Source organism: Pseudomonas sp. KBS0707, from assembly GCF_005937945.2.
GTDB classification, from domain to species: Bacteria; Pseudomonadota; Gammaproteobacteria; order Pseudomonadales; family Pseudomonadaceae; genus Aquipseudomonas; species Aquipseudomonas amygdali.
In genome coordinates this window covers 5645358-5665488 of sequence record NZ_CP041754.1, presented here as the reverse complement: position 1 = coordinate 5665488, position 20131 = coordinate 5645358, and the positions used below count along the sequence as shown (strand labels likewise).

Genomic DNA, 20131 nt, shown 5'->3' with positions numbered 1-20131 from the left:
CGATCCCTGATTTTTATCGCGTCTCAAGGAATCTAACCCCATGCCCAAATCGTGTCCGCAACAGCTCTACAACAAAGCCTGGCTATTCGCATCCCAGGCCCACGTCGGCCAAAAAATGACAGGCTCGGACCTTCCTTACACCACCCACGTGGCGATGGTTGCCAACGAGTTGATCTTTGCCCATCGCGAAGAGTCCGTGGGCGCGCTTGAGATAGCCTTGCCTACAGCGTTGCTGCACGACGTGCTGGAGGATACGCCGGTGACTCAGAATGAGTTGGCTGAAGCGTTCGGTATGGAGGTCGCCTCAGCCGTGGCGTGCCTGAGCAAGAACCTGATCGTGCCGTTTTCCGAAGCGCTTTATTTCGCCGGGATCGCCAGGCATTCCAAAGAAGCTGCGTCGGTCAAGTTGTGTGATCGCATCACCAATCTTCAGTCAGCGCCGTCCACCTGGAAGAAGGCAAAGCGAGCGTCTTATCTGGTGGAGTCGGCGCAGATCCTGGCTGCCTTGGGGCATGCGAACGTGTATCTGCGGCAGCGGCTCATCGATACGATGGCGCGTTATGAGGCGCTTTATGTTGATGGCTTTGAAGGCTGAATAATGAGCTCTCATCATTGTCGTATCGAGAACGGGAGTCTCTGGATAGAAAGTCAGCGAGTCTGCCTTCCTTACCCGGCGGACACGTTTCTGCTGTTTCAGAGGATAGTGCTAATCAGGCTTGAATCCCCGCCGGGCGAGGGCTTCAACCGGAACATCTTTGCTGTCTCGATGGCTGGCGAAGTGCTCTGGCAGATCGAGGAAAGCCCTCACGGTGCGCAGGCGGACAAGCCGTTTATGAGTCTTCACTGCGATGACAACGCTCAGGTCATCGTAGGTTGCTGGAATGGTGTGACCTACTCGGTGAATGTGGAGAGCGGGAAGATTCAAGTTATCCAGTTCGACAAATAGCCGCGCTTCCGGGCCGGCTTTTTGTGATGCCGAATATCAGGCGACCTACTACTTGTGCCAAGCCGCTATCCACTTGCACAGCCTGCCCAACCACCATCTCCTACAAGCCTCACGAATGTCATCGATTTGCACGATAGGGTAGAGCGTTGACACGCCAAAGCAATCACGCGTCCGACTCCGGGTTGCTCAACTGGTCATACCTGTTACGGAACAGACTGCGATTGTCACTCGGTTTGACGTCTGGGTGCGAAGCGCTTTCGTGGCGGTGAAGCCCGCGGTTGGCCAGTTCCGCATTTTTGGGATCACCTTTGTAATCGGCGGCTACTGGCAGGTCATAGCTGACGCCGTTACTCAGGTCAATACGGTACTGGCTGGTTGTAACGTGATGGTCGATGCCGATCTGTCCGCTGGCGTCCATCACTCCTTTTTTGATCTCGGCCCCGTCTGCAAAGATGGTATACGGCTGACCTGCCCATGCCTGATAGCCCGCCGCACTACTAAGCCCTGCGTAGGCCGTAAGCTTCTGTTTGATCGCGTCGGTTGGCCACGCCGGGTTATCCCGGTTGAGTTGCGCCGGGCCGCTGAAGGTCTTTTTCACGCCTTTTACATCGATGGTTCCGGGAGCATGAATCTCGATATTGCCGCCCTTGATGCGGATGTACGCCGCGCCGCTGGTCAGCAGGATTGCTTCCTGCGCTGCAATCTCGATGGTGCGAGCGGTGGAGGTGATACGCACGCTTTCCTTCGCGGTCAGTTCAATGCTGTCGTTCTGCGCCTGTATTTCAACTTTGCCCTTTGCTGCAAACAGCTTGGCGCCCGCCGCTTGGGCGAACAGGCTGATGCTTTGCGCGACACTCACCAATAGCGACTTGCCACTGGCCAGGTTGGTGTCTTCACCGGTTGAAAGCGTTAACTGTTTGCCGCTGTGAATGTGGGTATTTTGTGGCGTAACGGTCACGATGTCGGCGGGCGAGGAGGCGACCAGCAAGGGCTTTTTATAGCCCGACGTCTGGCCCCGGCCGCCGCTCATGATCACCGCTTTGGTGTCTCCGCCGTTACGCTGCTGCTGGCTACTGCTGACCGGGCTTTCGCCGCCGCTGCCGTAATTGGCTTGAGTATCGGCGTTGAGCTGGTCGAGACTGTTGATACCGCCCGGCATTGGCAGCGCATTGTGCTGCTCGGCAATTTCCGACAATGCCTTCAAAGAGGATCTAGCGTAATGATGAAGCTGCTGCAAACGTTGCCCATCGAAAGCGCCATCACCGATCAGCACCTTGATTTTCTCCGCGTCGAAGCCGGTTCGGGCGCTTAGCCCGGCCATCAGGCTTTCCAGCACCTGCGTGTCGTTGCGGGTCTGTGAGTAACGGCTGACATGGTGTTCAGTGACGGGCGCAAACAGTTTCAAAGCGCCTTCGCGCAGCGCTTCAGGAGGGCTGGATTCGCGTTGCAGCAGAACCGCGCTGACCGCCTCCCCAGCCATTTCGCCGGGTCCGCCGACCTTCATCTGCTCCTTGCACGCCCAGGTATCCAGGCTCAGGCACAAGAGGTAGGGTGCACCGTAGCTTTGCCCCAGAACCTCGGGCAGCCATTGCGCCAACGGCTGAGTGGTGACTTCAAACGCGTAATAAGGCAAACGGTCGCGAGGCCACAATCTGCAAACGGCGGCCAGCCAGTCCAGCTCACTGAGTGCCGTAGGTGTAAACAGCATGACCTGAGTGTTCGCCCAGTCGACCTGCGAACAGAACGCCTCATCCCACTGGGCAAACATCGCCATGAGAATCTCGACAGCCCGCCCAGCCGCATCGACGGCAGGCGACCGAACAGCCGGTGTATCCAGGCGACGCAGAGGCCGTCGCAAATTGCGCGAGTCCACCAGGCGTGGATCATGATCAAAATCCGAACGGCGCAGCGCCAGCTCATCAGCCGTCAGCGGCGCGTCGAATACACCGCAAGGCAACCACACCCAGGCATTGACCACCGCCACAGAGCCAGAGGTGAAATTGCCCTTCGGCACCTGCGCCTCGACAACGCGCTGCCGCTCAAGATCAGCCAGACGCTTTTCGGACAGGCGATCATAAATACTCCTACGGGGACCAAGCATTTCTTTTCCTTAAGAGCGCGCGCGAGGTTTTGGATATCGCGCTGTGGTGCAAGTAGAGATCGTTTATTTTTTAACGGCTGCCAAAGGCATGCCTGTAGCGGGGTCGAGGTTCTTTTCAGCCGCAACCCGTTGAATCAGTTCTTCCGATGGGGGCGAAGGTGGAGCGGCGGAATCACGATCACGCTTCCATTTGAATGTGCCGTCCCACTCGGGTAACGGTGCTGGGGGAAGTGGAACGATATCGTCCAGATCTGGGACTTTTGCCCCAAGATGCTCATGGCGCGAGAGAAACATATTTATTTTATCCAATCGCTTCACACGCTCCTCATCTCTCTGCAAGGCCATATAGTAAAGCTCTTCCGATGGTGGCGGGCCTTCAAAAGCACGGGCCAGATTGCGTGCTCCACCGCTATCACCATTTCGGATTGCAATATGATAACCATTAACGGCGTCCGCATACTGCCCCAAAACCTTTAGATAGCTCGCGTAATAAATTCCGGCGGGCCGATTGCCTTGCTCCATTGCACATTTGTACATTGCTTGCGTGACATCGGCTGTATCGCGATGGTAGCTTCGCCCCGATCCTGATTCCCAAGCACGAACGACGTTTTACAGGCTTCGACGACAAGATAATTGCCATGTACGCCCGGGGCATGACGGTGCGTGAGATCCGCGCTTTTCTATCTGAGCAGTATGGAACTGACGTGTCCCATGACTTCATCAGCTCAGTCACCGATGCGGTCATGGAAGAGGTGGGCGCTTGGCAGCAACGACCCTTGGAACCGATGTATCCGGTGATCTTCTTCGATGCGTTACGGGTCAAAATCCGGGACGAGGGGTTAGTGTGCAACAAGGCTATTTATCTGGCGCTGGGGGTATTACCTGATGGCACGCGCGACATTCTGGGTATATGGATCGAGAGCACCGAGGGTGCCAAGTTTTGGATGAAGGTGTTCAACGACCTCAAGACTCGTGGCGTTGAAGATGTTCTGATCGCCGTCACGGATGGCCTCAAAGGAATACCGGAGGCGTTGGGGGCGGTTTTTCCTGCCACGACGCTGCAAACCTGCATCGTGCATCTGATCCGCAACAGCTTGGACTATGCCGCTTGGGATAAACGTCGGGCACTGGCCAAAGCACTCAAGCCGATCTACCAGGCGATCAATGCCGATGTGGCTGAGCAAGAGCTTAACGCCTTTGAAGCGGGCCCCTGGGGCAAGCAGTATCCGACTGTAGTTGCTGCATGGCGTCGCGCCTGGGATCGGGTTATACCGTTTTTTGTTTTTCCGGCGGGCATTCGCAAAGTGGTTTACACGACCAATGCCATCGAGAGCATCAATGCCCAGTTACGCAAGATCATCAAGACTCGAGGGCACTTCCCGACCGATGAGGCTGCGACGAAACTGATATGGCTTGGGTTGCGCAACATCACCGCCAACTGGGGTCATGCGGCACACGACTGGAAAGTGGCAATGAATCAATTTGCGATCCTGTACGGAGACCGATTTACCAGACCGAGCTGGTAAAACAAGGGCCTGCCTGACGGCAGGCCCTAACCAGCCCGAACACAAAAAAACTGATACTCCCGTTTCGACAGATGCATTTTCTCAATCACGGCGCCCTGAAGGGCTTTCAGCGGTTATTGCCTGCACTTCAGCGATAAGCCCTGACACTTGGCTCAGTCAGCAACAATCCATCCTTGCTCAGCCCCTCACCCAAACTAAAACTAACGGCTGCCGCGCAACGACGTACATCAACCCCGCCGCTTATAACCCCTTCGTCGGATAAGGCCCACTGCTATCAACGAGACGGCATTACTGGCGTCATACCCCACTCCCAGTGGACCAACTGCAAGTAAGGAGCACGGCATGACCCAGGTATTCAACATCAAGGACGCCACCAACCCTACGGCGCTTGGGAATTTGCAGGTCAAAAGCGCCAGTAGCCAGGTCAGCAATAACCCGATCGAACTCATCGTGCAGGGCACTCCTGGCAACGACTATATACGTGGTGGGCTGGCCAATGAACTGCTGATGGGTGGGGGCGGCAACGACCAGCTAGTCAGCGGGGGTGGCAACGATGTGATGGTCTCCAGTGCCGGATACGACGGTATGGACGGCGGCGCCGGTAATGATGTATTCCGCTTCGACCGCATCGGCGACAGCTATATCAATGGTGGAGGCGAGCACACCGATTCCATCAGCCATTTTGACCCCGCCCACGATACCCTCGACGTGTCGGCCCTGGGCTATAGCCATTTAGGCGATGGCTATGGCGATACCTTGCACATCCGTAGCGAGCCTCTGCGCGGCATTTACTTTTTGGAAAGCTACGAGCGAGACGGTAATGGCAAACATTTTGCCGTGCAGTTCCTGGCCAATAGCGGCCTTATTACCGATGCCAACTTTCAGCCGCTGATCAACGGCACTTCGCACAACGATCAGCTCGAAGGCACAGACGCCAGCGAATCCCTGAAAGCCGGCGCTGGCCGCGACAACGTCGAAGCGGGTGCGGGCAATGATCGGCTGTTCGGTGGCACCGGCGGCGACACTCTGAGCGGCGGCGCGGGTGCCGACAGCTTCGTTTATACCCGGCTCAGCGACAGCTACCGCAACGATGCCAGTGGCAGCTATAGCAGCCGCGACCTGATCACCGACTTCAGTGGCAACGGCCATGACATGATCGACGTGTCAGCCTTGGGCTTCACCGGGCTGGGTAACGGCTACAACGGTACGCTGAAGGTGGTCCTCAACCTGGCCGGCGATGCCACCGCGCTTAAATCATTAGAGGCTGATGCCAACGGTAACCGCTTTGAAATTCTGCTCAGTGGCAACCATGTCAATGAACTCAACGCCAGCACTGTGCTGTTCGCCCCTCCCAGTGATGCGACGGTTGTGACTACTCCGCAGCCGATCACCTCGGTGAGTCTGGTAGGCGGTGACAAGTCCGACACCCTTTATGGTTACTGGGGCAACGATACCCTCGTCGGTGGTGCCGGAAACGACACCCTCGAGGGTAACGCCGGCGACGATGTGCTGACCGGTGGGGTGGGCGCGGACAAACTCACCGGCGGCACAGGCAACGACCGTTTCGTGTTCACTAGCAGCGCCGACAGCCATGCTGGCAGCAGCGACCTGATCACTGATTTCATCTGGGGCCAGGACAAGCTCGACGTCGCTGCGCTGGGCGTGACCGGTTTTGGCAACGGCCGCGACGGCACCTTGAGCATGACCTACGATGAAAACACCGACCGTACCTACCTGCGCAGTAGCGAGCCAGGCGCCGATGGGCATGCGTTCCAGGTCACGCTAGCAGGGTTCGACTACACGCGAGAGCTCACCAACGCCGACCTGGTGGTTGCCGATACGGCAGACGTGACGCTCGTGGGTCAAACCGCCGTCGACCTCGCGAGCTGATATCACCTGAACAGCTAGCGTGTGGGCACCCCTGCCCACCTTTAGTTGTCTGGACGCCTACAAGGCAGGAACAGTGAGCGGTATTGATGCTCACTGCTCCTGCATTTTCAACGCGACCAGGCCTGGTTCGCTGTCAAAGCGCTCGCCTTCCGCTCTTTCTTTTCGCTGGCGCGCAGTCAATAGGTAGAGTCGCCGTTTTATTGCGTCAGGAAATAGACCAATCAAAACTTTTCACTGGCTTGCAGAACAGATGGGCAAAAACCGCTGTTAATTTTGTGCGCGAAAAACCGCATTTTTGAAAATAACCGGAAGCCTGGGCAAGCCGGCTTATGGCGTTACTCCGACGTATTTAAATCCAGCCGACCTGCAGAAAATAGGCTGAACTTGTAACGGGCGCTATCTCTCTCAATAACTACGCCCACCTGTTTATAAGGAAAACACCATGTCCAAACTCGCAGAATACCGTCAGCTGGAAAAACACCTCGCCGAGCAACTTCAGGCACTGGAGACCATGAAAGGCAACGAGGGCCTGAAGAAAGAGATCGAGTTCGAAACCAAGCTGCGCAAGCTGCTTGAGCACTATGGCTTCAGCCTCAAGCACATTGTCAATCTGCTGGACCCACAGAACTCGTCGCGTCGCCAGGTCGCGGATAAACCTGCGGGCACGCGCAAGCCGCGTGAACTCAAGGTGTACAAGAATCCGAAGACCGGTGAAGTGATCGAAACCAAAGGTGGGAATCACAGAGCCTTGAAAGAGTGGAAAGCAGAGCACGGTGCTGATGTCGTCGAGAGCTGGCTGAAGAAATAAGCCTTGCGCCATGCAACGGTTGATTGACCGGGGTTAATCTGGAGCATCGGCTAATCACCGTTCGCGCGGTCGAACTGCCGATGTCGGGAACGACCCGCTTCGCCAGTACGTCAGACCTCTATCGACTCACTGAAAAGGTACAGCGCAATGGAAAAGACAATCACCGTGGACCAACTGGCTAAAACTGACCTCAGATCAGTTAAAGAGATATGGCTTGGTGATACCCATACTCAGCTATGTCTGTGGCGTGGCGAACAAGTCGTCACACACGACATGCTCAGCGAGGGTACCCACGATCAGAACAATAGTCGCCTGCACTTGCAACTGGTCAACCCTGACGACCGGGCTGCAGTGGCCAGCGTCGAGGTGCTCGTTCGTGAGCGGCTGGAAAGGATGGGAAGCAAGGGTGAGTTTTATCCAGCTGAGAATGCGGACACTCACCAGTAATCACGCTGATTACACGCGATTCTGTAGGGGCCTTGGGCTGCGTTGTCAGACTGTAGATGTGTGACGCAGAGCGTCACGAACGGCATGCCAACGCGGAGCATTGGCACGATAGTCAGCTCAACGTCTCATTCAGGCCCCGGCTGCCGAGCCTGCCATAAAGCGAGCCCGCACCTTCGCCAATATTTCTCCAACCGGCATAAAAAACACCGAAATCAGCTTCAGCACTCCAGGCACATCTCTGCGAATGGTCGTAACAGGCTCACTCGCATCATGGACGGCAAGCAAATACCGATACACCCGACGGCTACTCATCGGCAGCAGCCCGATCTGCTCAAGTATCGAAGGGCCTACCTCGCGGACCATGCTGGTGACCATGATCCAGAGCAATATGATTTCGCCACACAGGAAGGTGACAATCACAACAGTGGCGCCTATCGTTCGCCAGTCTTGCAAGGCCTCGAAGATAGCGTCGATGCTGCTGCCCAAGGTCACCATCGTTGTAAATATCGCGGCGATAGTGAAGAGTGCTGCAATGAATCTGCCAGGGTCAGGTAGCCGGAAGAACGCAGCAATACGTGGCCCCATTGTGTCGTGACTGGCCAGTTGCTTGAGCTCCTGACGCTCCTCCCACAGATGTCTAAGCGCCCTCGCTTTATCGACAAGCTTGCCGGGTCCGCAGTTATAGCGTGTGCATAGCCAGTCCTGTTTCAGCTTTAACCTTTCGGAGGGCGTAGTAATTGAAGCGGCGCCCATCCGCTCTGCTCTGATCCGCGCGTACACCTCTCCCAGATGTACTGTGCATATCAGGGAAGTCAGCAGGACTGGCAGCAAAGCGGGAACGTAGTCAGTCAGGGTAGGCGCAGGTAAAAATATCAGCGCCCCTGAAAATGCCAATATCAACGCAGCCATCCAGATCAGACAGATACGGGCATCACGCCGACGCCAAGCCTCTTTGAAAGGTGCCCGCTCAAATCGCTGAAAGTGTTCTTCTACATCTTTACGCAGCTGGTTGATGCTCATCGTTTGCTTCCCTTGCATGGCAAACGCACGAGTTTAAGCCGCCTGTTGGGTAACGTAATTAAACGAATTGTAAAAAGCAGCGTGCCTGCGGGCGTTCTGTCGATGATTGTTTATAACCCGGTTATCCATGATGAGACGGCGCGGATAGGCGCTGGTGAACGGTTACTTAAAGCGTTAACGCGGCTGGAGAGTCTTCAACGCGGCTGAAAAGCCATCAGGATTTTCTGCTACCAAGCTGCCCCCCCGCGCGAAAGATCGAACCGCCACTCCCACGCACACTCGAAAGTGTGTGACCTCAAAAACCAGCCCTTTCCCTCCATCTGGCAATTCCGTGTTCGAAGCCCCGGTACAGCCCTCGCTTCATTGATGAACGCCACATTCCGATACCGCCGATCAGGTGTCGACCACAGCGCTCCGGACCTCGCCAGATGGTCAACCCGAATTCAAAAAGAGTAACCCTATGAGACCGCAAACCTCCTTCATCTTCGACCTGGACGGCACGCTGACCGACAGCGTTTATCAAAACGTTGCTGCCTGGAAAGAAGCGCTGGATGCAGAAAATATCCCGCTTGCGATGTGGCGTATTCATCGCAAGATCGGCATGAGCGGCGGGCTGATGTTGAAGTCGTTGTCGCGTGAAACCGGCTTGGATATCAGTGAAGAACAAGCCGAACGACTCAGCGAAAAACACGCTCAGGCGTATGAGCGGCTACAGGGGCAGATCATTGCGTTGCCCGGCGCCGTCGAGTTGCTGGAGACGCTCGACAAGGAAAACCTCAAGTGGTGCATCGCCACTAGCGGCGGGATTGATACGGCGACGATCAACCTGAAAGCGCTGAAACTGGACATCAAAAAGATCAACATTGTTACGCGCGATAACGTGAGCTATGGCAAGCCTGACCCCGACCTGTTCCTGGCTGCAGCGAAGAAGATAGGCGCCCCGATTGAAGAGTGTCTGGTGATCGGCGATGCGATCTGGGACATGCTGGCGGCGCGCCGCTGCAAGGCAACCGGCGTGGGCCTGCTTTCGGGTGGTTATGACATCGGCGAACTTGAGCGCGCGGGTGCCTTGAGGGTATATGAGGACTCGCTGGACCTGCTGAATCATCTGGACGAGATTGCTTCTCGCCCTTGAATGATCGGCTGGCGTGGCAAATGAGGTAATTATTTACCTACATGCCCGCGAAAATCGGGTTCATCATTCCCATATCACTCGCTGCCGTCATTGACCGTAGCGTTGCGAGCCCATAGTGTACGTGCACGCGCTGTATTCTGCGGTGCTCGTCATAGCCAAGGAAAAGGCAATGCACAGTAGCCCGCGCTTGCACTGGCCCGACACACTCCTCTCTGATATTCCAAATTTGCCATGAGCCAAGCCGCGTTCGTTAACCCAAGCATCCTCACGTGGTCCCGCGAGCGGGCAGGCCTGTCTGCCGCCCAGGTCGCCAGAAAGCTGCCTGTGAAACCTGAGCGTATCAAGGAGTGGGAAGCAGGAAAGGCGAGACCAACCTTTTTGCAAGCCCAGAAGTGGGCGAGCGTTGCGCATGTTCCCTTTGGGTTTTTGTTCTTGCCTCAGCCTCCTGTCGAACAGCTGCCGCTACCAGACTTGCGCACAGTCGGTAACTCGGCACCCTTGCGGCCAAGTCTGGAGCTTGTGGACACAGTAAAAGACGCAATTCGCAAACAGGACTGGTATCTGGAATACCTTCACGTACAAGAGCACCAGCCTCTTCCGTTCGTCGGTCGCTTCGACAGCCGGACTCCGGTGAAGACGGTTGTGAGTGATATTCGGCAAACTCTCGGTGTCGATCCGGAAAAGTCCCGCCTTGATTACGATAAATACAGCCGCGCGCTGATTGATGCTGCCGAAGTGGCTGGTGTGCTTGTCATGCGCAGTGGCATCGCGCTGGGCAATACCCATCGCAAACTGGAGGTCAGTGAGTTTCGAGGCTTCGCCATCAGTAATTCGCTGGCTCCAGTGGTGTTTATCAACAGCTCGGATGCTCCGACAGCTCGCTTATTTACGTTAATGCACGAACTCGCTCATCTCTGGATTGGCAGCAGCGGCGTTTCTGACGCGGGTACTGCGAATGGTCGAGAGGAAGAGCGATTCTGCAACGCCGTGGCGGGTGAGTTTCTTGTGCCCGAAGAGCTTTTTCGAGCTGTATGGAACGCTGGTATTGAATGGGAAAGTAATCTGGCCCCTCTCGCTACGAGGTTTCATGTCAGCAAGCTTGTTATTGGCCGACGCGCGATGGACCTGGGCTACGTTACGCAAGAGCAGTACGGCCTCTATTACCAGAAGGTCCTAAAGGCATTCCGGGAAGAGAAAGGCGGTGCCGGGGATTACTACCGCAATGCAACGGCCAAAAACAGTACGCGGCTGAGTAAGGCTGTACTGACCGAAACCCTGAGTGGGCGGATGCTGTTGCGTGAGGCAGGTAGTCTTCTCGGTGTACAGCCAGCCAAGTTAAGAACGCTGGCGGAGACACTGGGCCGGTGATGTTTCTGATGGACTCCAACACCCTGATTGAAGCCAAGAATCGCTATTACGGCATGACGATTTGTCCGGCTTATTGGCAATGGTTGCTGCTTCAAAACCAGACATTTTTCTTGGCCAGTATCGGTCCTGTTAAAGACGAACTTACCAAAGGCCATGATGAGCTGGCTGACTGGGCAAAAAATAATTCGACTTTTTTCCAAAGCATTTCGGATGAAAAGACTCAGGCCGAATTCGTGAAAGTCGCTACGTTGGTAGCACAAGCGCAAGGCATGAAGACTGGAGCAATGGAGGAGTTTCTTAAGGGGGCCGATCCATGGCTGATCGCCAAGGCCCTGACATCCGGAGCAACCGTAGTTACGCATGAGGTGCGTAATCTGGACGCAAAGCGAAAGTTCATCATCCCCAACCTGTGTGAGCAGCTCAAAGTCCCTTATATGAATACGTTTGAGCTGTTACACCACCTCAACGCCAGGTTTGTACTTCCTTAACCCGGCGTAACACCACCACCCTCATCTGCCACGATATCCGGGTCATCCGAATAGACTTCCGGCTCATCGTCCTCGTAGGCCTCGTCATTTTCCGTACGCTTCTTCACTTCATCGCCTTTGGCAGAACCGACGCCGGGCTTGTTTGAGTTCATGGCGAGTACCGGGTCGGCTTCGCGGTCGTATTGGCCGAGTTCCGGGCTGGCGGGGTCTTCTTTGGGCACGCTGTTTGTGAGTATGTGATCGGTTGTCATGTCAGCCACCTTTTTCGTTTGCCAAAGAAAGTGGACGTGGCATCGGGCTGAGGGTTCGATTCAATCGATGAGCGTGGCTGCGCTCAGCCGCCAAACGATGCGTATTGCAAGGGCAGGCCGGTGGTGAACTTGATCTGTTCCATGGCGAAGCTGGAGCTTACGTCGCTGATCCCGGGGATGCTGATCAGTTGTTTGTACACCGCGTCGTACCCTGCGATGTCAGCCACGACGATGCGCAGCATGTAGTCGGTGTCGCCTGCCATGCGGTAGCACTCGACCACTTCAGGCAGTTCGCCGACGGCAGCGTGGAACTGTTCAAGCCAGGCGGCGTTGTGCTGGTTGGTGCGGATGGCTGCAAAGACGCTGACCGACACGTTCAGACGTTGCGGATTGAGCAGGGCAACCCGGCGGTCGATGATGCCGGCCTCTTCCAGCTTCTGGATGCGTCGCCAGCACGCGGTGCTGCCCAGGCCGATGCGCTCGGCGATGTCCGCCACCGAGCGAGTGCAGTCGGTTTGCAGGATGTCGAGAATTGCCCGGTCGAATTTGTCCATTAGCGGTTTCCTGCGTTAGTCGCTCTACACTAATCGTTCCTCACGCGTGAGGAACGATCGATGTCTGGGCGATGACTATCGTGCCAATGCTCTGCGTTGGCATGCCTTTCGTGACGCTCTGCGTCACACAACGGTGAGGAAAGAGGGGTGTCTGGATGCGATTCTGCGTCTGAAACAGCATCCTAGGATTTTTAATCGTTTAAATCCAATTGAAAGCGAATAATTTTTCGCATTGAGCGCTCATACTCGGGTAAATATCAATAAATTTTCGCGTGCGCATCAGTAATCTTTCAAGCAATCGGCCTTGTACCGCCAGCCCTTGATTCTGACTCGATTACAAAGTGAATTGCCCATGACCACCTCTGCGCTCTACTTGGATTACGCCGCTACCACGCCTGTCGATGAACAGGTCATCGAAGCCATGGTTGCCTGTATGGGCCGCGAAGGTCATTTCGGTAATCCGGCATCCAGCGGGCACGGTTATGGGCAGGTGGCGCGGCAGGCCGTTGAACAGGCACGCGCGCAGGTGGCCGATGCGGTGGGTGCGCCTGTCGACACCATTGTCTGGACCTCCGGCGCAACCGAGTCCAACAACCTGGCGATCAAGGGCATCGCCTATGATGCCAGCGCGCAGCGCCGTCACATCATCACCAGCGTGCTGGAACACAAGGCCGTGCTCGACACCGTCAGCACGCTGGAGCGTCAGGGCTTTCCCGTCACCTGGCTGAAACCGGACGCCCAGGGCCTGATCCAGCCGCAGGCGGTTCAGGCTGCCCTGCGCGAAGACACGCTGCTGGTATCACTGATGCTGGTGAACAACGAGCTGGGCACGCTGACCGACATCGCCAGCATTGGCGCCTTGGTGCGCGAGCACGGCGCGCTGTTTCATGTGGACGCTGCGCAGGGAGTCGGCAAGGTGAAGGTCGATCTGGCGAGTCTGGCCGTCGACCTGATGTCGTTCTCGGCGCACAAGGCCTACGGCCCCAAGGGCATTGGCGCGCTGTACGTGGGCCCGCGTGCTCATTCGCTGCTGAAAGCGCAGATTCACGGCGGCGGACATGAAGGCGGCTTTCGGTCGGGCACACTGGCTACGCATCAGATCGTCGGCATGGGTACAGCCTTTGCGTTGGCGATCAGCCAGGCCGAAACTGAAAACCGCCGTATCGAAGAGCTGAGTCGCCACCTGCGCGAAGGCCTGTTGAGCCTGCCGGATGTGCAGCTCAACGGCTGTCCGCAACAACGTATCCCGCACACCCTGAACCTGTGCATCACCCGGAGTGGCTTCACCAGCTCGCAGCTATCCCACAGCCTGGCATTGTCTTCTACATCCGCATGCAACTCGGCCAGCAATGCACCCTCGCATGTGCTGCTCGCTCTGGGGATGGATTCAGCCAAGGCTCTGGCCAGCGTGCGTGTCAGCCTTGGCCGCTACACCACGCAGGCAGACGTCGAGCGTGCCATTGAGATATTCAGCAAGGCGCTCAGCGCACCTGCTGCGTTCTGGTAATTTGCAACGCCTCTCAAGCCGCCCTTTCAGCGGGCGGCTTGCTGCCATTTCTTCCCTTCCCGCCAAAGCTGCTGCCTTGTAGCTCGCCACTTGCAGCGTGCCGCTAAATAAAATGTACCCCTCCAGATACAAAAAGACACAAATTGGCACAGTTCTTTCAAATGGAACGGTCGTGCCATAAACCATTGGTGCACGCTGCATTCAAGGGGTGCCTACACGCACCAAAGTGCAGTTAACGGATGCCAGAGCGTCCACAAACAGTGCAGGAGGGCAGACCACAAGTCTTTCTCCTCGCCAGGAAAGGAATCTAGCCGTGCTCTATCAGTCTTGTGTCAGACCACCGTTACGCTGGCTGCTTACCCCTGAGGCATTGCCTGCCTTGGACGGTGCCTGCCCGGTCGCCTTCGCGTTATCCAGATCTGCATGTTGTTTTTCGACGGCTCTGCACGTCTGGACGTAAGTCATTTTGCGTGTGCCCTTGAATGTTCTGACGATTAATCAGGGCCTTGCAGAACTGTGCGCGCAATAAGGATAAACCCCCTGTTTTTAATTAACGGGCAACCCACATATAAAGATTGTCCGACACTTTATTTGAGGTGGTTTCATTTGGCCATCATTCGTGCGATGGCTTTTGTTTCTTCAACGGTTACTGATCATATAAACACGGACCCACATGGAGCAGTCCTTTATGAATTCTTGAGTAACTAGCGCACCAACTTGATCCTCGTTACACAGTATTGGTGCATCCAGGAAAGTGACTAGCAGGTCACGAGTTTCGAACGCGTCTGGCACAGCAGAGGGTACGAATTTGTCTGCTGTTTTGTTTAAGGAGTTCTTCATTCGAATGCCTTCGAAGTCGATGAAATAGGGATTCGATAAATAGTTACATGAATGCGACACCCGCTCTGAATCAACGGTCTCCGCGTGGGCTTTCTGGCACAGCGGTTGCAATGTAAGCATTCAGGAACATCGCTGTACGTCCCCGTACATGACGATAAGAAGCAAGGATCAGCAATGCCAGCGCCCTGATGTAGACCGCTTTTCCCTGTTTAAGCCTGCCGTGCGCAGGTACCGCGGTGCGCTGCATATAAACAGTGTGCAGGCCGCCCTCAGTCGAATATTCACAAAAATATTCGAACGGATTTTTATTGCCCTTTAACTACCCGAGGGAGCGTTAATGAATGATGCGGTAATAATGAAAGCGGTTCCCTCTCCCTCGCCCGATGACACTTCGACGGCGTGGCAGGGCATTCCTTTCAGCGCCAATACGTCACGACCGGGTGGCCTTAACAAGCCACAAGTAATGGTGTTGATTGCTGCGTCAGTACTTATCCATGGTGTGATCTGGTGGTACATGCAAACTGCCCAGCCAGACCTGCCGGAAGTTGCACCACAAGTTCCGGAAATGACTATTGAGCTGACCAGCCCGACACCTCCCGCCCCGGAACCGCCGCCGCCCGAGCCGCCACCTCCGCCGCCACCACCCGAGCCGGAACAACCGGTCGAGGACCCGGACGCGGTAGAGCCGCCGCCAAAACCGGTGGAGAAGCCAAAGGTCGAGAAGCCCAAGCCGGTCAAGAAAGTCGAGCCGGTGAAAAAGCCGACGCCACCTGCGCCAACGCCTGCTGCCGCGCCGAGCCCGCCTGCGCCGCCAGCACCTGCGCCCGCACCTCCGGCACCTGCCGCGCCACCGGCTCCGGTCAAGGAAAGCGCTGCCGTATCCGGGCTCGCCAGCCTGGGCAACCCGCCGCCGGAATACCCGGGGCTGGCCTTGCGTCGCAGTTGGGAAGGTCGCGTGATTCTGCGCATCAAGGTGCTGCCAAACGGCCGCGCTGGCGCTGTCGAGGTGACCAAATCCAGCGGCAAACCGGTATTGGACGAAGCCGCCGTTGAGGCCGTGCGCAACTGGAAGTTCATTCCGGCCAAACGGGGTGACACGCCGATAGAAGGCTTCGCGACGCAGACCATCGACTTCAAGTTGCCGGAATGATCCGGCACCTGACAACCGACACTTCAATTATTAAAGCTGGTGAGGTTTAAACCATGAACGCATCGCTCTCTTCCATGATTGTCCCGGCCGTGCTCTGGGCATTGATTCTGTTTTCCGTATTGAGTTGGGCACTGTTGCTGATCAAGTCGGCGCAGTATGTCCGCCAGAAGTCCCAGAACAAACAATTCACCAAAGCCTTCTGGAGCGCACCGGACCTGCTCACCGCTGCCGAGCATTCTGCGCAATACCCTGGCGCGCTGGCGCGTATCGCCAATAGTGGCTTCGAAGCCATGGCGGTCGATGAGTCGCCGCGCACCACGCAACAACTGGCGCACACCATCAACCGCTCGGACCGTCTGGAGCGCAACCTGCGCCAGCAGATACAAAAAGAGCGCCGCGCACTGGAAAGTGGTCAGGCAATTCTCGCCAGTATCGGCAGCACCGCGCCCTTCATCGGCCTGTTTGGTACCGTCTGGGGGATCATGGAAGCACTGCAAAGCATCGGCGTGACCGGCTCGGCCAGCCTGGAAGCGGTCGCCGGCCCTATCGGACATGCGCTGGTCGCCACCGGCGTGGGTATCGCCGTTGCGGTGCCTGCGGTGCTGATTTACAACTTCTTCCTGCGCCGCCTCAAGCTCGCCGTGGCCGACATGGATGACTTCGCCCACGACTTCGACGCCCTCGCCCAGCGCAGCGCCTTCGCGGTCACCCGTCAGCCCATCGCCAGCAAGAATGGCCATGCCGTTCGGGAGGCCAGCTAATGTATTTCTCCACTCAGGACAGCGATGAAGTACTCAGCGAAATGAACGTCACGCCGTTGGTGGATGTGATGCTCGTACTGCTGGTGGTGTTCATCGTCACCACGCCGCTGATGACCAACGCGATCAAGGTCAACCTGCCCAAGACTGATGCAGTCGCCCCTGCCGAGAAGAAAAACCCGGTGGTGGTCAGCGTCGATCAGGACGGCAAGTTCTACCTCGCCAAATCGGAAATTGCCCCGGAACTGCTGGAAAAAAGCCTGCAGGACGAAAAGGCCAAGGACCCGGAAATCCGCGTCCAGTTGCAGGCCGATACCGCCGTGAATTATGGCCAGGTGGCCAAGGCCATGGCGTCCATCGAGCGTTCGGGCATTACGAAGATATCCGTCATGACGGCGAAATGACCCTCAGGTGATTTGACGGCTTCGCCGCGCGAAGCCTTCTGACCCGACCCCCGTAAATGCGGTTGTCCGTGGGCTGAAAAGCCTCTGGAGGGGAGCGGCTTGCTGGAAAAAGAAGAAGTGGAACTCCCGCTCGGCACAACCGCGTCGGGAACAGAGGGCTCACAAGGCCATTTCAATAACGTCTGGACCAAGTCGGAACTAACCATGCTGATGAATCTTCCCGGTTGCACCCTCAAACCACTGGCCCTAGCGGTCCGGCGTCATCCACGTGCCCTGCTTTGTGCATTGGCCATGGGCATGAGCGGTGCTCAGGCGGCAGACGCCGTCGACGCGGACACAAGCGGCTCGGCCGTGTCCACCAGCGCAGCGGTTGTGCCTGCCACGACCCAGCTGCAACGTGTAGAAGTGACCGGTTCGGCGATCCGCCGGGTCGATGCCGAAACCGCAGTGCCAATTACCATCCTGCGCGCTGACGACTTGAAGAAACAGGGCGTGACCACCACCCAGGAAATGGTCCAGCGCATCACCGGCAGCCAGTCGATCAACAACAGCGCAGGCTCGGTCGGTGCAGGAACAGGAGGTGCCTCGTTTGCCGATATGCGCGGTATCGGCGCCAACAAGACGCTGGTGCTGCTCAACGGCCGCCGTCTGGCCAATAACGCACTGTCGGGTGTGGGCACGCCCAACGGCAGCGCCATCGACCTGAACATGATCCCGTTTGCCGCCATCGACCGTGTGGAAGTATTGCGTGACGGCGCGTCGGCGCTATACGGCACTGACGCCATTGGCGGTGTGATCAACTTCATCACCAAAAAATCCCTGACCGACGGCAGCCTGACCCTGGGTGGAGAAACCCCGACCGCCAGCGGCGGCGGTGCCACCAAGGACATGAGCGCCAGTTGGGGCTTTGGCGATCTGGAGCAAGACCGCTTCAACGTCATGGGTGTCTTCAACTACAACAAGCAGCAAAACCTGGACGCCAACGACCGCTCGTTTGCCAGAGATTACGTGCCAGGACGCGGGCTCAATCAGACCTCCGGTACGGCCTATCCCGGCAATTACTTCCAGGGTGACAACTCTGCCAACCCGCTGGGCAGAAACTGCAGCGGCCCTAACCTGATCGCCAGCAACGGCATCTGCCGGTTCAGCACCCGTGAATACATCGACCTGATCCCGCAAACCGAAAAGACCTCGTTTTTTGGCAAGGCCACCGGCAAGCTGGCAGACGATCATAACGTCAGCCTCGAATACTTCTGGGCCCGTAACAACAACCATACCGATATCGGGCCAGCGCCTCTCACCGGCCTGTCTCTGGACTCATCGTCGCCTTTTTATCCCGGCAACGGCATCACTCCGGCACCGACCGACTTTACTCTCGACCCGACCCAACCGATCAGCACAGCCTGGCGAGAAACGGCGGCCGGGCCACGCGGGTCCAGCGACCAGAACACCAGCCAGCGTTTTCTGCTGAACTTCGACGGCCTGGTGGGCGGCTGGGACTACAACGTAGGTGCTTCTTACAACCAGAACAAAGTCCTGTCATCGCTCACCAACGGGTATGTCAGTGACGCTGCAATGCTCAACGGCCTGGCCAATGGCACCCTTAACCCGTTCGGCCCGCAGACCACTGCCGGTCAGGCGCTGATCGATGCCAGCGAATATCACGGCCAGTACTCCAGCGCTGTGGGCCGGGTGGCCGGGCTCGATGCGCGCATCAGCCGGGAAATCGGTGACTGGTTCGGTGCAGGCCCTGCGGGTCTGGCGTTGGGCGGCGAATACCGCAAAGAGAAAATGCATCAGCAGTACGAAGCCTACGTCAACGACATCAGCAGCCTGGGCGCAGATGCCGCCGGTAGCGTCGAAGGTGACAGGAGCGTCAAGGCGCAATACGCCGAACTGAATGTCCCCGTGCTGGACAGCCTTGAACTGACCGCCGCCGTTCGTCATGACAAATACAGCGACTTCGGCAGCACCACCAATCCGAAATACTCGTTCCGCTACCAGCCGTTCAAGCAACTGGTGGTCCGTGGTGCCTACAGCGAAGGTTTCCGCGCGCCGTCGCTTTACGAGCTGTATGCCCCGCGCAGTACGACTTTCACTCAGGGCTATTACAACGACCCGGTTCTGTGTGCCGGTGGCGTCGTTCAGCCGGGTGGTAACGCCGGTCGTGATTGCCAGCAGCAGTTCCTCAACAATGGTGGAGGCAACACCGAGCTGGCCCCGGAAAAAGCCCGCAACATGACGCTGGGCTTCGTCTATCAGCCGGTCAACAACCTGTCGATGGGCCTGGATTTCTGGTGGATTCACATTTCCAACCAGATCCAGGCGTTCCCCGAGTCGACTGTGTTTGATGATCCGAACACCTACGCCGACCGCTACGTGCGCGCTGCTGATGGTTCGATTGCCAATATCGTTACCGGCAACGCCAACCTGGGTATCGTCAAGACCAGCGGTGTCGACGTAACGCTCGACTATCGCTTTCCGAACACACCTTATGGTCAGTTCGGTCTGGGCATGACCGGCACCTATGTGACCCGTTATGACTTCCAGAACATCATCGACGGCCCGTACACCGACAAGGTCGGCGACTTCCAGGGCGACGGCGTGATCTCGCGCTGGAAACACGTTCTGACCGGCACCTGGGCACTGGGCGATACCCGCGCTTCCATCACCAGCCGCTTCACCAGCGGCTACAACGACTACGACCGCACCACCAATGCGCGCGTCGCATCGTATGCGTTGTGGGACATGTCGGTGGGTCATACCTTCGACAAAGTGCTGGATATCGACGCCGGTGTGCGCAACATGTTCGACCGCAACCCGCCGTTCTCCAACCAGGCCTACAACTTCCAGTCCGGCTACGACCCTCGTTACGCCGACCCGCTGGGCCGCACCTTGTTCGCCCGCGCGACTTACCACTTCTGAGTGTGACGACGTG

At 57.0% G+C, this 20131-nt stretch carries 17 protein-coding genes and 2 pseudogenes; 14 read left to right on the top strand and 5 right to left on the bottom strand.

Annotated elements, in window-relative coordinates; all coding sequences use genetic code 11:
- The first annotated feature begins 40 nt into the window (after nucleotides 1-40).
- Both FFH21_RS27330 and FFH21_RS27325 read left to right on the top strand, forming a co-directional pair.
- Nucleotides 41-595, top strand: coding sequence for an HD domain-containing protein (locus FFH21_RS27330; RefSeq protein ID WP_004663106.1), 555 nt, complete (start codon nucleotides 41-43; stop codon nucleotides 593-595).
- A gap of 3 nt (nucleotides 596-598) precedes the next feature.
- The gene (locus FFH21_RS27325) at nucleotides 599-946 is read left to right on the top strand and encodes a hypothetical protein (RefSeq protein WP_011169876.1); all 348 of its coding nucleotides are present in this window, start codon (nucleotides 599-601) and stop codon (nucleotides 944-946) included.
- 163 nt (nucleotides 947-1109) lie between these two features.
- Here FFH21_RS27325 and FFH21_RS31190 read toward each other — a convergent pair whose 3' ends face one another.
- On the bottom strand, nucleotides 1110-3047 hold the full coding sequence (locus tag FFH21_RS31190; RefSeq protein WP_011169875.1) for a DUF2345 domain-containing protein: 1938 nt from the start codon (nucleotides 3045-3047) through the stop codon (nucleotides 1110-1112).
- A 63-nt stretch (nucleotides 3048-3110) separates the two neighbouring features.
- Nucleotides 3111-3608 (bottom strand): annotated as a pseudogene (locus FFH21_RS27315) (DUF6396 domain-containing protein); the annotation flags it as partial.
- Here FFH21_RS27315 and FFH21_RS27310 point away from each other — a divergent pair.
- The 4 genes and pseudogenes from FFH21_RS27310 to FFH21_RS27290 all read left to right on the top strand — a co-directional run.
- A pseudogene (locus FFH21_RS27310) lies at nucleotides 3608-4573 on the top strand (IS256-like element ISPsy17 family transposase); the annotation flags it as partial. The pseudogenes FFH21_RS27315 and FFH21_RS27310 sit on opposite strands and share 1 nt — an antisense overlap.
- A gap of 342 nt (nucleotides 4574-4915) precedes the next feature.
- Complete coding sequence (locus FFH21_RS30905) at nucleotides 4916-6463, top strand: M10 family metallopeptidase C-terminal domain-containing protein (protein ID WP_011169873.1); 1548 nt, start codon at nucleotides 4916-4918, stop codon at nucleotides 6461-6463.
- A 442-nt stretch (nucleotides 6464-6905) separates the two neighbouring features.
- Nucleotides 6906-7271, top strand: coding sequence for a histone-like nucleoid-structuring protein, MvaT/MvaU family (locus tag FFH21_RS27295; RefSeq protein WP_002555840.1), 366 nt, complete (start codon nucleotides 6906-6908; stop codon nucleotides 7269-7271).
- 147 nt (nucleotides 7272-7418) lie between these two features.
- Nucleotides 7419-7718 carry a hypothetical protein gene (locus tag FFH21_RS27290; protein WP_004659550.1) on the top strand — a complete coding sequence of 100 codons (300 nt, stop codon included), beginning with the start codon at nucleotides 7419-7421 and terminating at the stop codon, nucleotides 7716-7718.
- Between the two features lie 129 nt (nucleotides 7719-7847).
- On the opposite strand, the gene FFH21_RS27285 is transcribed toward FFH21_RS27290, so the two are convergent.
- Nucleotides 7848-8738 carry a hypothetical protein gene (locus tag FFH21_RS27285; RefSeq protein ID WP_004667174.1) on the bottom strand — a complete coding sequence of 297 codons (891 nt, stop codon included), beginning with the start codon at nucleotides 8736-8738 and terminating at the stop codon, nucleotides 7848-7850.
- Nucleotides 8739-9198: 460 nt separating this feature from the next.
- On the opposite strand from FFH21_RS27285, the gene FFH21_RS27280 reads away from it, so the two are divergent.
- From FFH21_RS27280 to FFH21_RS27270, 3 genes are all read left to right on the top strand, one after another.
- Nucleotides 9199-9873, top strand: a complete 675-nt coding sequence (locus tag FFH21_RS27280; protein ID WP_011169872.1) for an HAD family phosphatase — start codon at nucleotides 9199-9201, stop codon at nucleotides 9871-9873.
- A gap of 231 nt (nucleotides 9874-10104) precedes the next feature.
- Entirely contained in the window at nucleotides 10105-11241 is a 1137-nt protein-coding gene (locus FFH21_RS27275; RefSeq protein WP_004663135.1) for an XRE family transcriptional regulator, read from the top strand.
- Nucleotides 11241-11729: a DUF4411 family protein gene (locus FFH21_RS27270; RefSeq protein ID WP_019740645.1), complete on the top strand. Its 489-nt coding sequence runs from the start codon at nucleotides 11241-11243 to the stop codon at nucleotides 11727-11729. Before FFH21_RS27275 ends, FFH21_RS27270 begins: the two co-directional genes overlap by 1 nt.
- Here FFH21_RS27270 and FFH21_RS27265 read toward each other — a convergent pair.
- Nucleotides 11726-11980 carry a hypothetical protein gene (locus FFH21_RS27265; protein WP_011169870.1) on the bottom strand — a complete coding sequence of 85 codons (255 nt, stop codon included), beginning with the start codon at nucleotides 11978-11980 and terminating at the stop codon, nucleotides 11726-11728. The two genes, FFH21_RS27270 and FFH21_RS27265, sit on opposite strands and share 4 nt — an antisense overlap.
- Nucleotides 11981-12063: 83 nt before the next feature.
- A complete protein-coding gene (locus FFH21_RS27260) occupies nucleotides 12064-12534 on the bottom strand; it encodes an Lrp/AsnC family transcriptional regulator (RefSeq protein ID WP_002555835.1) in 471 nt (156 codons plus the stop codon).
- A gap of 352 nt (nucleotides 12535-12886) precedes the next feature.
- On the opposite strand from FFH21_RS27260, the gene FFH21_RS27255 reads away from it, so the two are divergent.
- The 5 genes from FFH21_RS27255 to FFH21_RS27230 all read left to right on the top strand — a co-directional run bounded on the left by FFH21_RS27255 (nucleotide 12887) and on the right by FFH21_RS27230 (nucleotide 20118).
- Nucleotides 12887-14041 carry a cysteine desulfurase family protein gene (locus tag FFH21_RS27255; protein WP_004663138.1) on the top strand — a complete coding sequence of 385 codons (1155 nt, stop codon included), beginning with the start codon at nucleotides 12887-12889 and terminating at the stop codon, nucleotides 14039-14041.
- Between the two features lie 1195 nt (nucleotides 14042-15236).
- Nucleotides 15237-16031, top strand: coding sequence for an energy transducer TonB (locus FFH21_RS27245; protein ID WP_162233784.1), 795 nt, complete (start codon nucleotides 15237-15239; stop codon nucleotides 16029-16031).
- A 74-nt stretch (nucleotides 16032-16105) separates the two neighbouring features.
- Nucleotides 16106-16792, top strand: a complete 687-nt coding sequence (locus FFH21_RS27240; protein ID WP_003435083.1) for a MotA/TolQ/ExbB proton channel family protein — start codon at nucleotides 16106-16108, stop codon at nucleotides 16790-16792.
- The gene (locus FFH21_RS27235) at nucleotides 16792-17193 is read left to right on the top strand and encodes a biopolymer transporter ExbD (RefSeq protein ID WP_011169868.1); all 402 of its coding nucleotides are present in this window, start codon (nucleotides 16792-16794) and stop codon (nucleotides 17191-17193) included. The genes FFH21_RS27240 and FFH21_RS27235 overlap by 1 nt, the downstream gene beginning before the upstream one ends.
- Before the next feature lie 99 nt (nucleotides 17194-17292).
- On the top strand, nucleotides 17293-20118 hold the full coding sequence (locus FFH21_RS27230) for a TonB-dependent receptor (RefSeq protein WP_041924679.1): 2826 nt from the start codon (nucleotides 17293-17295) through the stop codon (nucleotides 20116-20118).
- Nucleotides 20119-20131 lie beyond the last annotated feature (13 nt).

What these genes read in the sequence shown, in the direction of transcription:
- FFH21_RS27260 (WP_002555835.1), bottom strand. Translation starts at nt 12,534, where the DNA reads ATGGACAAATTCGACCGGGCAATTCTCGACATCCTGCAAACCGACTGC.
- FFH21_RS27275 (WP_004663135.1), top strand. Translation starts at nt 10,105, where the DNA reads ATGAGCCAAGCCGCGTTCGTTAACCCAAGCATCCTCACGTGGTCCCGC.
- FFH21_RS27330 (WP_004663106.1), top strand. Translation starts at nt 41, where the DNA reads ATGCCCAAATCGTGTCCGCAACAGCTCTACAACAAAGCCTGGCTATTC.
- FFH21_RS27245 (WP_162233784.1), top strand. Translation starts at nt 15,237, where the DNA reads ATGAAAGCGGTTCCCTCTCCCTCGCCCGATGACACTTCGACGGCGTGG.
- FFH21_RS31190 (WP_011169875.1), bottom strand. Translation starts at nt 3,047, where the DNA reads ATGCTTGGTCCCCGTAGGAGTATTTATGATCGCCTGTCCGAAAAGCGT.
- FFH21_RS27285 (WP_004667174.1), bottom strand. Translation starts at nt 8,738, where the DNA reads ATGAGCATCAACCAGCTGCGTAAAGATGTAGAAGAACACTTTCAGCGA.
- FFH21_RS27325 (WP_011169876.1), top strand. Translation starts at nt 599, where the DNA reads ATGAGCTCTCATCATTGTCGTATCGAGAACGGGAGTCTCTGGATAGAA.
- FFH21_RS27255 (WP_004663138.1), top strand. Translation starts at nt 12,887, where the DNA reads ATGACCACCTCTGCGCTCTACTTGGATTACGCCGCTACCACGCCTGTC.
- FFH21_RS30905 (WP_011169873.1), top strand. Translation starts at nt 4,916, where the DNA reads ATGACCCAGGTATTCAACATCAAGGACGCCACCAACCCTACGGCGCTT.
- FFH21_RS27290 (WP_004659550.1), top strand. Translation starts at nt 7,419, where the DNA reads ATGGAAAAGACAATCACCGTGGACCAACTGGCTAAAACTGACCTCAGA.
- FFH21_RS27240 (WP_003435083.1), top strand. Translation starts at nt 16,106, where the DNA reads ATGATTGTCCCGGCCGTGCTCTGGGCATTGATTCTGTTTTCCGTATTG.
- FFH21_RS27235 (WP_011169868.1), top strand. Translation starts at nt 16,792, where the DNA reads ATGTATTTCTCCACTCAGGACAGCGATGAAGTACTCAGCGAAATGAAC.
- FFH21_RS27270 (WP_019740645.1), top strand. Translation starts at nt 11,241, where the DNA reads ATGTTTCTGATGGACTCCAACACCCTGATTGAAGCCAAGAATCGCTAT.
- FFH21_RS27280 (WP_011169872.1), top strand. Translation starts at nt 9,199, where the DNA reads ATGAGACCGCAAACCTCCTTCATCTTCGACCTGGACGGCACGCTGACC.
- FFH21_RS27295 (WP_002555840.1), top strand. Translation starts at nt 6,906, where the DNA reads ATGTCCAAACTCGCAGAATACCGTCAGCTGGAAAAACACCTCGCCGAG.
- FFH21_RS27265 (WP_011169870.1), bottom strand. Translation starts at nt 11,980, where the DNA reads ATGACAACCGATCACATACTCACAAACAGCGTGCCCAAAGAAGACCCC.